Source organism: Rhodococcus sp. NPDC078407, assembly GCF_044542515.1.
Lineage (GTDB): Bacteria > Actinomycetota > Actinomycetes > Mycobacteriales > Mycobacteriaceae > Rhodococcoides.
On sequence record NZ_JBITUQ010000020.1, the window covers coordinates 77,943 to 92,081 of the forward strand.

Here is a 14,139-nt window from a genome sequence, read left to right on the forward strand (position 1 = left end):
AAACCGGGCCGTAGCCGACGCGCGCGGGTTCCTACCCTGTCGGCGTTGCTCTCGGCAGCGGTCGAGAAGAATCCGACGGGTACCGCGCTCGTTTTCGGCGAAACGTCGGTTACTTACGAAGAACTGGACGCGCAGTCGTCGAAGTTGGCTCGGCTGTTGATCTCTCACGGCGTCGGACCGGACCACCTGGTGGCGATCGCGCTCGACCGATCCATCGAGTCGGTGGCCTCGGTATGGGCGATAGCGAAGTCCGGCGGGGCCTTCTTGCCGATCGATCTACGTTATCCGCCCGGGCGGATCGAGCACATGGTGACAGACTCCGGTGTTCGATGGGGACTGACGACGTCCGACCGAGTGGCCGAGTTGCCCGACGGAGTGTTGTGGATTGCGGTGGACGGGACCGACGAGCAGAGGCAACTCGAGCAGTTGTCCGCAGAGCCAATTGCCCCGCAGGATCGTCTGGCACAGCCGGTGCCCGCGAATCTGGCGTATGTGATCTACACGTCCGGGTCGACCGGAAGGCCGAAAGGGGTCGCGGTCACGCACGCCGGACTCGCCCCACTTGCCGCCACCGTCGCCGACACGTTCGAGACGTCCGGTGACTTTCGCACAATGCATTTCGCCTCACCCAGTTTCGACGCCTCCGTGTTGGAACTGCTGATCACCATCGTGAACGGGTCGATGATGGTGATCGTTCCGTCCAGCGTCTACGGCGGCACGGAATTGGCCGAGATCATGGCGAAGCATCGGGTCACGCATGCGATCATCACGCCTGCCGCGCTGACGACCATGGATTCCGGAGACCTTCCCGAACTTCGCGCGCTCGCCGTCGGAGGGGAGACCTTCACCGCGGAGCTGATGGGACGGTGGGCCCGCGGTCGTCAGTTCCACAACGCCTACGGTCCCACCGAAACGACCGTGATCTGCAGCCTGTCTGCCCCGCTCGTCTCCGGCGGAGCGGTCGACATCGGCTCGCCCACACAGAGCATGGCCAGCCACGTGCTCGACGATCGACTCCGGCCGGTTCCAGTGGGTGTGGTGGGGGAGTTGTACATGAGTGGGGCGGGACTGGCCCGGGGCTATCTCGAGCGCACGGGGCTCACCGCGCAACGGTTCGTGGCCAATCCCTTTGCAGCAGAGGGAGATGCGGCGCACTCGCGGATGTACCGAACCGGTGACCTGGTTCGGTGGCGACAGGGCGAGAGCGGACTCGCAGTGGAGTACGTCGGACGCAACGACGCCCAGATTCAGCTTCGCGGCTTTCGAATCGAACTCGGGGAGATCGACGCAGTCCTCGCGGCCGTGGATGGCGTCGATTTCGCCGTGACCGTCGGGTACCGACGCGATTCCGGTGCAACCGAACTGGTCGGCTACGTCCTGCCGAACACGGGAGTGGATCTCGACGTCGATGAGGTTCTGGAGGCAGCCAAAAGGTACTTGCCTGCGCACATGGTGCCGACGACGCTGACGATACTCGAGTCGATTCCACTGACACCGGCGGGCAAACTCGATCGAAGTGCGCTACCGGAACCGGTGTTTGCGATGCGCGAGTTCAGCGCTCCGACAACTCCGACCGAGATCACCGTGGCCGAGATCTTCGCCGACTTGCTCGGTGTGGACGAGGTGGGGTCGAACGACGAGTTCTTCTCGCTGGGTGGCAACTCGCTTCTTGCGACGCAGGCCGCCGCGCGCATCGGCACAGCCCTCGGGCGTCGAGTACGACCGCGGGCGCTGTTCGACAACGCAACCGTCGAGTCCTTGGCCGCGGCGATCGACACCACCGAGGCCGACGCCCTGACGGTTCTGGATTCTTCGAGGCCACGCCCGCAGCACATTCCGCTCTCTCCCGCGCAGCAGCGCATGTGGTTCCTCAACCAGTTCGACACTGCGTCGGCGATGAACAATGTGCCCGTTGCCCTCGCGCTGACGGGTGCCCTCGACGTCGACGCGTTACGCGCCGCGATCGCCGACGTGATCGTTCGGCACGAGTCGCTCCGTACAGTCTATCCGGAACTCGACGGGACAGGATTCCAACAGGTCCTCGACCCGTCCGAGGTCCAGGTCACCGTGGAGTCGGCCGAGACGGCACGGGACTCTACGATCGACTCAGTTGGGGAATTCCTGACGCGGGGTTTCGACGTCACGACCGAGATCCCGTTCCGCGTGACTCTTTTCGAGATCACCGATCCGGTCGGCACGGAGCCGGAGTTCGTTCTGGCCTTCGTCGCCCACCACATCTCCGCAGACGGGTTGTCCATGGCTCCGCTCTCGCGGGACGTCATGATCGCCTATGCGGCTCGAACAGCCGGGGCCGCACCTGACTGGACTCCGTTGGCGGTGCAGTACACCGACTACACGCTGTGGCAGTACGACATGCTCGGTTCCGCGGACGACCCCGACTCCCTGATCTCCCGGCAGATCGGCTTCTGGAGAGAAAAGTTGGCCGGTGCTCCGGAGCAACTGCAGTTGCCATGGAATCGAGCACGTCCACGCGTGGCGTCCGGGCGGGGCGAACTGGCGCAGTTCACCGTCGATGCCCAGACCTATGCGCGTGTACTCGAACTCGCACGTGGCCATGACGCGACGCCGTTCATGGTGGTGCACGCCGCTCTTGCGGTATTGCTGGCGCGGCTGTCCGGTTCTCCCGATATCGCGGTCGGGGCCCCTGTCGGTGGTCGCGGTGAGGCCCAACTGGACGATCTCGTCGGCATGTTCGTCAACACGGTGGTGTTGCGAACCGAAGTCGAAGGCGGTCGATCCTTCGCGCAGGTACTCGAGGACGTGCGCTCGTCGGACGTGGAGGCGTTCGAGAACGCAGACGTGCCCTTCGAGCGTCTGGTCGAGGTGCTCGATCCGGTGCGATCGCAGAACCGACACCCCCTGGTGCAGGTCGCTCTGTTCTTCCAGAACTTCTCCGAGGGGACGTTCGAGCTTCCCGGGTTGACGGTCTCGCGCTTCGGGTCCGCTGCGTTCTCGGCCAAGTTCGATCTACAGGTCACGGTCACGGAGTCGTCGGGTGGACTCGACGGCGAACTGCTCTACGCGACCGACCTGTTCGATGCGGGCACCGTCGTCTCCTTCGGGGAGCGGCTCGTCGCGTTGCTCGACGCGGTCACCGAGAATCCCGAGGTTCCGATCGGCGACCACGAGATACTGCCGGAGAACGAACGATACCGAATCCTGCAGCAGTGGAACGACACCCATCACGCGCATGTACCAGGTGACGAACTGCTGCTCGACGGTTTCGACCGTCAGGTCGCCGCCACGCCGGACGCTGTGGCCCTGGTGTTCGGAGACGAGCGGCTCACGTATGCACAGTTCGCCTTTCGCATCGATGTTCTCGCGGAGCGGCTGAACGAGGACGGTGCAGGCCCGGGCGCGCTGGTCGGACTCGCAATGCGACGGTCGATCGAACTCCTCGTCGGTATGTATGCGGTACTGCGTACGGGTGCCGCCTATGTCCCTCTCGATCCGGATCAACCGTCCGAGAGAAACGACCACATCCTCGCCACTGCGGACCCGATGGCCGTACTGTCCACCAGCCGAGACGATTTCATGTCCGGCCGCGACGTGCCGGTTCTGTCGATCGATCGGATGGAACCCGCGGAGCGAGTCGGTGCCGATTTCACCCGCCCCCGCCCGGACGATCTCGCCTACGTGCTGTTCACCTCGGGCTCGACGGGCCGACCCAAGGGTGTCGCCGTCGAGCACCGGGCCATCGTCAACCAGATGCGTTGGATGGCAGATGAATACGGACTCGATGAATCGGACGTGTATCTACAGAAGACAGCCACGACCTTCGACGTGTCCCTGTGGGGGTTCTTTCTTCCGCTGCGGACCGGTGGGCAGCTGATCATCGCCCCACCGGGCGCGCAGCGCGAGGTCGACGTCATCGCCGACTCGATCTCTCGGCATCGAGTGACCGTGACCGATTTCGTACCGTCGATGTTGACCGTGTTCGCAGAATCCGTTTCTGCGAAGTCGATATCCACGCTGCGGCACGTATTCGTCATCGGTGAGGCGCTGCCTGCTCGAACGGTGGCGGCCTGTCGAGCGGTCACCGGGGCGCGAGTTCACAACCTCTACGGCCCGACCGAAGCGGCGGTATCGGTGACCTTTCGGGATGTCTCGGACGACGTCGAAGCGACTGGCGACGGCTCGGTCTCGATCGGTGTCCCGGAGTGGAACACAGTTGTGCGCGTGCTGGATTCGCGGTTGCGCCCGGTTCCTGCCGGTGTTCCCGGTGAGCTGTATCTGGCCGGCGTGCAGTTGGCTCGCGGGTACGTTTCGCGCCCGGACCTCACGTCCGAGCGGTTCGTGGCCGATCCGCTCGGGCAGGGCGGAGCTCGCATGTACCGAACGGGCGACCTGGTGCGATGGTCGATGCTGGAGGACGGCCGAATCGAGTACATCGGGCGTACCGACTTTCAGGTCAAGTTCCGTGGCCAGCGTATCGAATTGGGAGAGATCGAGACCGCGCTGATCGGTATCACCCCCATCAGTCAGGCCGTGGTCGTGGTTGCGCCGGCGGCCGCCGGCGAATTGCTTGCGGCCTACCTGGTGCCGACCCCCGGGGAGTCGATCGATACCGAGGAGGTGCGGTCAGCGCTCGGTGGTGTGCTTCCCTCGTACATGGTGCCGTCGGCGTTCGTGTTGCTCCATGCCCTCCCACTCAATCCCGCGGGCAAGCTCGATCGTAGGGCGTTGCCGGATCCGGTGTTCGAGGCGCGCGATTTTCGACCGCCGACCAACACGGTGGAGGAGTCGGTGGCGTCGGTGTTCGCGGATGTCCTCGGTGTGGAGCGGGTCGGGTTGGACGACGATTTCTTTGCTCTGGGTGGTAATTCACTGATTGCAACGCGTGTGGTGTCGAGGTTGGGTGCGGCCCTGGATTCGGTTGTGCCGCTGCGGATGTTGTTCGAGGCCTCTACGGTGGAAGGGTTGGCTGCTCGGGTGTTGTCGGGGGCAGGTGGGAATCGTGTGCCGTTGACGGTGCAGGAGCGTCCGGAGCGGGTTCCGTTGTCGTTGGCTCAGCAGCGGATGTGGTTCTTGAATCAGTTGGATCCGTCGTCCGGTGTCGACAACGTGCCGGCGGCGCTTCGGGTGGCTGGTGTGCTGGACGTCGAGGCAGTGCGTGCCGCGGTTCTCGATGTGGTGGGTCGACACGAGGTGTTGCGGACGGTGTATCCGCAGGCTGATGGCGTTGGTTATCAGCAGGTGTTGGGGGTGGGGGAGTTGGGTTCTTTGTTCTCGGTGGAGCGGGTTGCTCCTGCGGACGTGGTCGATGTCGTGGTCGAGTTCTGTTCTGCCGGTTTCGATGTGACGGTGGAGGTACCGTTCCGAGTTCGGTTGCTCGAGGTTGTCGGTGCGGCGGGTTCGGTGTCCGAATACGTGTTGACGTTGGTGGCGCATCACATTTCGGCCGATGGTGTGTCGATGGGGCCGATGTCGCGTGATGTGATGACTGCGTACCTTGCGCGTGCTGCGGGTGAGGTGCCGCAGTGGGTGCCGCTCGAGGTGCAGTATGCGGATTACACGCTGTGGCAGTCGAAGGTGTTGGGTTCGGCCGATGATCCGGATTCGCTGCTGTCGCGGCAGGAGCAGTATTGGAAGGAAACACTCGACGGCTTTGCGGGTGTGTTGGAGTTGCCGATCGATCGGCAGCGACCTGCTGCCATGTCGGGTCGTGGTGCCTCCCACCGTTTCGTGATCGGCGGAGTGTTGTACGAGCGAATCGTTGCGGTCGCCGGTGAACACAGGGCCACGGTCTTCATGGTTCTGCATGCTGCTGTGTCGGCTGTGCTTGCCCGACTGACCGGATCGTCGGATGTCGCTGTCGGAACACCGATTGCAGGGCGAGGCGATGCAGCGCTCGATGATCTGGTCGGAATGTTCGTCAACACGTTGGTGCTGCGGACCCGTGTCGATTCGGCGGTGCGGTTCGACGAGTTGTTGGCTGCTGTCCGGCAGTCCGATATCGATGCCTTCGAGAATGCGGAAATTCCGTTCGAGCGGATCGTCGAAGTCCTGAACCCGCCCCGACGTCCGGGGGTGCCGCCGTTGGTTCAGGTGATGTTCGCGTTCCAAAATCAGGAACAGGTGAGTATCGATGTGCCGGGGCTGACGGTGTCGGGAGTGGATCTCGATGCGGTGATGGCCAAGATGGACATTCAGATCACGTTCTCCGAGTTGGTTTCCGAGGATGGGGATTCGACTGGGTTGAGTGTCTCCTTGGTCTACGCGACGGATCTGTTCGACGAGATCACCATGGTGTCGGTGGGTGAACAATTGGTCAGAATGCTCGAGGCGGTGACCTCGGATGGGCGCGTGGTCGTCGGGGACGTCGAACTCGTAGGTGCCGAGGATGTTTCCGTATCTGCCGGTGCCGGTGCCGGTGCCGGTGCCGGTGACCGAGTTCGGGTGGAGGACGATCCGATTCTCGATCCGTTCTCGGCTCTGGCGGTCGCGACTCCCGGCGCAGCGGCTGTCAAGTTCGGTGACACCGTGGTGTCGTACGGTGAGCTTGCTGCTCGGGTGAATCGGTTGGCTCGGTTCCTGATCTCGGAGGGTGTCGGTCCCGAGGTGCGGGTGGGGATCGCTATGAAGCGCTCGGCCGATTCCGTTGTGGCGGTGTTGGCGGTCTTGATGTCGGGTGGGGCGTACGTTCCGGTCGATCCGGAACAGCCCGCTGACAGAGTGGGGTACACCCTCGGCAGATCCGGGGCTGTGATGGTCCTCGCCAACCGGGGTGACGGTTGTACCGATGCGCGTTTCGGTATCCCCATCGTCTGTGTCGATGAGCTCGACCTGGGCGGTTTTTCTCCGGAGCCGATTCGACCGGAGCAACGGTGCGGTGCGCTCGATCCGGACAATGCGGCGTACGTGTTGTTCACTTCTGGCTCGACCGGCCGCCCGAAAGGTGTTGTCGTGTCGTATCGCTCGATCGCGAACCAGCTTGCCTGGCTGGAGTCGGAGTTCGAGTTGACGAGCGCGGACAGGGTCTTGGCGAAGACGCCGTCGACGTTCGATGCTTCGGTGTGGGAGTTGTTGTCGATAGTGCGTGTCGGTGGGTTGCTGGTCGTCGCCGAGCCTGATGGTCATCGGGATCCTGCCTACCTGGCGTCGGTGATGCAGTCGGAATCGATCACGGTCGTTCAGTTCGTGCCGTCGGTCCTCGAGGCGATGCTGGACTGGATCGGGCCGGGTACGACCGATTCGTTGCGCTTGACCGTCGTGGGCGGTGAGGCGTTGCCGGCGTCGGTGGCGACGCGGTTTGCGCACGCCAGTGGTTCATCGGTTCGCAATGTCTACGGTCCGACCGAGACGGCGGTGCAGGTGCTCTCGCGTCAAGTTTCGGCGGGTGATCGTGGGACGGTGCCACTCGGCGATCCTGTGTGGAACACGAGATTTCATGTGTTGGATTCTCGTCTGCACCCGGTATCTGTAGGTGTGATGGGCGAGTTGTACCTGGCGGGTGTCCAGTTGGCCCGTGGCTATGTGGGGCGTCCGGATCTGTCGTCGGAGCGGTTCGTGGCCGATCCGTTCGCTGGTGACGGGTCGCGTCTGTATCGCACCGGTGACCTGGTCCGTCGTACCCGGGACGGGGAACTGTTGTTCGTCGGACGTTCCGACCTGCAGGTGAAGTTTCGTGGTCAGCGAATCGAGTTGGGGGAGATCGAGACTGCGTTGACGGCATTGAGTTCTGTTTCTCGAGCGGTCGTCGTGGTGTCGGCGTCACCGGTGGGTGAGTCGTTGGCTGCGTATGTGGTGCCGGCCCCAGGGGAGTCGGTCGATACCGAGGTGGTGCGGTCTGCGCTCGGTGGTGTGCTTCCCTCGTACATGGTGCCGTCGGCGTTCGTGGTGCTCGATGCACTGCCGCTCAACGTGAATGGCAAGTTGGACCGTAAGGCGTTGCCGGATCCGGTGTTCGAGGCGCGTGAGTTTCGACCGCCGACCAACACGGTGGAGGAGTCGGTGGCGTCGGTGTTCGCGGATGTCCTCGGTGTCGAGCGGGTCGGGTTGGACGACGATTTCTTCGCTCTGGGTGGTAATTCGTTGATAGCCGCTCGGGTGGTGTCGAGATTGGGTGCGGCCCTGGATTCGGTTGTGCCGCTGCGGATGTTGTTCGAGGCCTCCACGGTGGAGGGGCTGGCTGCTCGGGTGTTGTCGGGGTCGGGTGAGATTCGTGTGCCGTTGACGGTGCAGGAGCGTCCGGAGCGGGTTCCGTTGTCGTTGGCTCAGCAGCGGATGTGGTTCTTGAATCAGTTGGATTCGTCGTCCGGTGTCGACAACGTGCCGGTGGCGCTTCGGGTGATTGGTGTGCTGGACGTGGAGGCCCTGCGTGCCGCGGTGGCCGATGTCGTCGACAGACATGAGGTGTTGCGTACGGTCTACCCGCAGGTCGGTGGTGTCGGGTTCCAACGGATCCTCGGGTCGGTCGATGTGGCCTCGATATTCACGGTCAGCACTGTGTCGTCGTCGAGGGTTTTTGCGGAATTGGCCGAGTTCTGTTCTGCTGGTTTCGATGTCAGCGTTCAGGTTCCGTTCAAGGTTCGGTTGTTCGAAGTCACGGATTCGCCAACGGAGGAACCGCACGCGGTTCTGGCTGCAGTGGCGCACCATATCGCCGCCGACGGAGTATCGATGGGGCCGTTGTCCCGCGATGTGATGACTGCGTATGTTGCGCGCGCTGCGGGGCGTGCGCCGCAGTGGGAGCCGCTCGAGGTGCAGTACGCCGATTACACGCTGTGGCAGCTGAAGACGTTGGGTTCGGCGGATGACACCGATTCGGCGATGCGCCGCCATCTCGACTACTGGGTTTCGACGTTGTCCGGTGCTGGGGCGCAATTGACGTTGCCGTCCGACCGGCCGCGCCCGGCCGAGGCTTCCCATCGCGGCGGTTCGTTGACAGTGGAGGTCCCGGCCGATGTGGTCGGGGGAGTAGCGGAGGTGGCCCGGAAGCACGGTGCCACCACCTTCATGGCCGCTCACGCGGCGTTGGTGGTGGTGCTGGCTCGGTTGTCGGGTACGGACGACGTCACTGTGGGGACGCCGATTTCCGGTCGTGGTGATGCCGCGTTGGACGATCTGGTGGGGATGTTCGTCAACACGTTGGTGTTGAGATCCGATTACGTTCCCAGTCGGCCCTTTTCGACGCACCTCGAGTCGACCAAGGCCGTGGATCTGGACGCGTTCGAGCATGCGGATGTTCCTTTCGAGTCGATCGTCGATGCTGTCTCGCCTCCGCGGTCGGCTGCACATCATCCGCTGTTCCAAGTGTTGTTGGCATTTCAGAATCACGAGCGTGCGTCGATCGCGTTGCCCGGTCTGCACATCGAGGCCGTCGAGGCACAAACCGGCGTTGCGAAGTTCGATCTGCAGTTCACCGTCGCAGACAATGCCGCTGACGACGGTCGCTGGCTCGTGGGCGTGGACTACGCGGCCGACCTGTTCGACGAGTCGACGGTGCGTTCGTTCGCGGACATGTTCGTGCGGGTACTCGAGTCGGTGTCTCGCGATGACTCGGTGGCGGTCGGCGATATCGCGATCATGGACCCTGCGGACAGCGCTCGCCTGACCGATCGAGTACGGCCGGCTGTCCCCGATATGCAGTTCACCGACATCGTCGCGCGCTTCGAGGAGCAGGTGTCCTACGATGCTGCCGCTGTGGCGGTGACGTTCGACGGTGTCTCGATGTCGTACGGCCAGTTGTCCGCTCGCGCCAATGGGTTGGCCCGCGAGCTCATCGCTGCCGGTGCCGGTCCGGAGACGTTGGTTGCGGTCGCCCTGCCGCGATCGGCGGACCTGGTGGTGGCTCTGGTGGCGGTGCTGACGTCCGGTGCAGGTTACCTACCGATCGACTCCACTTATCCGATGGAACGCTTGGAGTTCATGTTTGCCGATGCACGGCCGGTGGCCTTGTTGACGACCACCGAGGTGCAGGATCGGGTCCCGGCATCGAGTGTGGCGGTGTTGTTCGTCGACGACTGCTCGGACTCCGAGCGTGATTCGTCGCCGATCGTCGATGCCGAGAGGCCAGCGTCGTTGCGTGCGGACAACACCGCGTACGTCATCTACACCTCCGGATCCACCGGTATGCCCAAAGGTGTTCGTGTCTCCCACCGCAACGTGGCGGAATTGCTGCACAACACCGATGGGCTGTATCGGTTCGACCGCGACGACGTGTGGACGATGTTCCATTCGTTCGCCTTCGACTTCTCGGTGTGGGAGTTGTGGGCACCGTTGTTGTCCGGTGGGCGTGTTGTCGTGGTCGATTTCTTGACCTCCCGTTCGCCCGAGGCGACACTCGAATTGGTTGCGCGGGAGAAGGTGACGGTCCTGAACCAGACCCCGTCGGCGTTCTATCAGCTGATCGAAGCGGACCGCATCGATGACGGTGCCGTAGGTGAACTGTCTTTGCGTTACATCATCTTCGGTGGCGAAGCCCTCGATCCTGGGCGTCTGCAGCCCTGGTACGACAGGCACGGACGGCAGATCGAGTTGGTGAACATGTACGGCATCACCGAGACGACGGTGCATGTCACTCATCTGCCGCTCGACGAGAATTCGGTGCGTAGGTCCGTATCGAGCAGACTCGGCGACCCGATCCCCGGATTGGGTGTCTACGTGTTGGATCCGAGGTTGAGGCCCGCTCCGGTGGGAGTGCCGGGAGAGATCTACGTTTCAGGGCGACAGCTGGCTCGGGGCTATTCGAACCGACCGGACCTCGATGCCGTTCGCTTCGTGGCCGATCCGTTCGCCGCTTCGGGAGAGCGGCTCTATCGCACCGGTGACGTCGCGCGCATCACTGCCGCGGGCGATCTGGAATACGTCGGCCGTTCCGATGGGCAGGTGCAGTTGCGGGGTTTCCGGATCGAGCTCGGCGAGATCGAGGCGGCACTCGAGCGTCACGAGTCGGTGGCGCGAGCGGTTGCCCACATCCATACGGACGGCCGACTCGGCGAGCGCTTGATCGCATACGTCGTTCCCCGTGCAGGTTTCATCCCCGATACGACAGTGCTTCTCCGGTTCGTCGGCGGATTTCTCACCGGATACATGATTCCCGATGCAGTGTCCGTGTTGGAGAAACTGCCGTTGACCGCGAACGGCAAACTGGACAGGCGGGCGTTGCCGGACCCGGTGTTCGAGGTACGTGAATTCCGTGCTCCGACCACAGCGGTGGAGGAGTCGGTGGCGGCGGTGTTCGCAGACGTTCTCGGTGTCGAGCGCGTCGGGTTGGATGATGATTTCTTCTCGCTGGGAGGCAATTCCCTCCTCGCTGTACAACTGGTGTCCGGATTGAACGCGGCGATCGACGGTGCACGGGCGCAGGTCTCCTGGATGTTCGCCGATTCTTCCGTCGGTGCGATCGCATCGCGAATTGCGGCGATATCGAGTTCATCGACGACCGGGGGAGGAACCGGCCTCGAAACTGTGATCTGCCTGCGCGCAGGCGGAGATGCCACGCCGTTGTTCTGCGTACACCCTGTTGCCGGATTGGCCTGGCCTTTCGGGGGCCTCGTTCCACATATCGACACCGAGCGGCCGATCTACGGTCTGCAGTCACCTGCGTTCTCGACGGAAACCGAAATTCCGAACTCGATACAGGCCTGGGCGTCGTTCTACGTGGGAAAGATCCGGGAGATACAACCGTACGGGCCGTATCACCTGATCGGTTGGTCGTTGGGTGGGCTCATCGCGCACGCGATGGCAGTCGAGTTGCAGAACGAGGGCGAGGAGGTTGCCACACTGGCAATGATGGATTCCTTCGTGTTGAACAAGACCGAGCACGTGACCGAGAATCCCGTTACGTTGGGCGAAATCTTGGGAGGGCTCGGCATCGATTCGCACTCGGATTCCGAGGATTTCGAGTTCTCGGTGGAGTCCGTGGTCGATCTGCTCCGTACGATGCCGGCTCCGTTCGACACAATGTCGAGATCTCGCGTCGAACGAATAGTGGAGGTGATCGGTCGATCTGTCGAGTTGGCGAACGTGTACGAGCCCCCTCTGTTCGAGGGCCGATTGGCGTACTTCGCATCGGTGGTCGACGATCCCTCCGGGAGCATCGGAGTATCGACCTGGTCCGATGCCGTGGCCGGAGAAGTCACCGTGACCGGGGTGCATTCGACCCACTGGCACATGGCGTCTGCGTCTGCCTTCGCCGAAATCGGCCCCGTTCTGAACGACTACCTGCGGGGAAAGGTCGGATGACGGGGAACGGCCGTACGGAGCTGCTCGGTCGAGCGCTGTAGCGCGCACTCACGCGGAACAGAACATCGGAGATCTACTCGGACAGCGATCCGCGTCCTGCACGCCTCCGGCCGGCAGGACTGGGCGATGCCGGCCGGTAGTGTGCGCGTATGGCAACGAGGTTCACCCGACGACGGTTTTTTGGCGGTGCTGCCGCGGGAGGTATCGGCCTCGCGATCGGTGGTAACGCCCGCGCTTCTGCGCGCGCGTTGCCCGCCCCCGAGTCGATCGACACCACCGACCTGGCGATGCTCGGAGCTGTGCAGGCTGCGAGTCTTCTGCAATCGGGCAAGCTCGATCCTCGCGAGCTACTCGACGCATGTTTCGCGCGTAGCCGGGCGATGGACGGCCCGGTGAACGCGTGGATTCGTATCTATCCCGAGGTGGCATACGCCGCCGCCGATGCCGCGGCGTCGCGTCTGTCCGCGGCAGGTCGCACACGTGAGGGCGGCAGCGTCCCCCTGGTGTGCGGTGTGCCGATCGGTCTCAAAGACCTGTACGCGGTCAGTGGATTGCCCGTAACCGCGTCGAGTCGCGTGCTGCAAGGCAACATCGCCGCCGGCGATTCCGGTGTGTGGAAGAGGCTCCGAGACGCCGGAATGGTTCTGATGGGACACACGCACACGCACGAGTTCGCCTTCGGCGTCAGCACCCCTCAGGTCGGCAACCCGTGGGATCTGTCCAAATCCGCGGGCGGCTCATCGGGTGGCAGCGCAGCCGCCCTCGCCGCGTCCTTCACACCACTCGCAACCGGGACCGATACCGGTGGTTCACTCCGAATACCGGCATCGGCCTGCGGGATCTCGTCGATCAAGCCGACATTGGGACGTTGCAGCGTAGCCGGGGTGATTCCCCTGGCCTGGACACGAGACCACACGGGGCCGATGGCCAGAAGCGTGTCGGATGCAGCCTTCTTGCTCAGCTACATGGCGGGAGTCGATGTCGAAGATCCCACCACCTCGGCCGGGCCTGCCGTGCCTCGAGACGGGTACTCGATCTCGGCAGTAGGGGGTAGCGCACCGCTGTCCGGGCGTCGTCTCGGACTGCCGGTCAACGCTGTCGGTGAGCTGCCCTCAGCGTTGGCTGCCCTTTTCGAGGAGGCGCTGAACCAGGCACGGCGGTTGGGAGCCGAAATAGTAGAGGTCGCTTTACCCCCGGTGCCGCAGAGTCTACTTCTCGGAGACAAGGTCGAAGTCGGTTCGTACCATCAGCAATTCGCCGACCGAATCGGTTTGTACGAAGCCGACACTGCGCTCCTCGTCGGTGCAGATATCCTTGCGCTCGCGAGTCCCGTCTCGGATTACCTCGGCATCGAGCGAGACCGACTTCGCTTCCAGCGGGCGTACAACCGAATGTTCTCCGACTCCGCACTCGATGCCATCGTTCTGCCGGGGGCAGTCGTCGATGGCGTGTCGCGCAACGAGATGGCAGGATTCAGCGTCTTCGACGCCCCGGTAGCGAATGTCGTCTGGGCGAACTATGCGGGCGTGCCCGTTGTGAGCATGCCCGTCGGAAGATCACGAGAGACGGGCTTGCCCTTCGGTATTCAGATCGGTGGCCTCGCGTGGCAGGAGAACACGGTCATCGACATCGCACTCGAATTGGAGGAATCGGCCCCACACTGGCGAAAAGCCCCGCAGATGCTGTCAGCGCCGCGCGCTGTCCCGGAGGTCGCCATCTCGATACCCGGTGCAGGACCCGAAGCCACGAACACCAGGTCCGATCCACCGTCGTTCTATGCGTTGCCCACGATATCCACGCGGGAATGACAACCGGTATCGACGTCCTCGATCCGGACCACACAGGGCGATCCGACCACGAATACGATGCAGCTTTGCCCGTAACGATACGGGCTGTGCCCCCGATACCATCATGGATACATACTTGTAG

Annotated in this window: 2 protein-coding genes; both read left to right on the forward strand. The window is 63.3% G+C overall.

Annotation, left to right across the window (positions count from 1 at the left end; genetic code table 11):
• The first annotated feature begins 45 nt into the window (after positions 1-45).
• Positions 46-12,210 (forward strand): amino acid adenylation domain-containing protein, encoded by a 12,165-nt coding sequence (locus ACIGGF_RS19050; protein ID WP_397522722.1) that lies wholly within the window; start codon positions 46-48, stop codon positions 12,208-12,210.
• Positions 12,211-12,359: 149 nt separating this feature from the next.
• Positions 12,360-14,018, forward strand: coding sequence for an amidase (locus tag ACIGGF_RS19055; RefSeq protein WP_397522723.1), 1,659 nt, complete (start codon positions 12,360-12,362; stop codon positions 14,016-14,018).
• Positions 14,019-14,139: the final 121 nt, after the last annotated feature.

What these genes read in the sequence shown, in the direction of transcription:
- ACIGGF_RS19055 (WP_397522723.1), top strand. Translation starts at nt 12,360, where the DNA reads ATGGCAACGAGGTTCACCCGACGACGGTTTTTTGGCGGTGCTGCCGCG.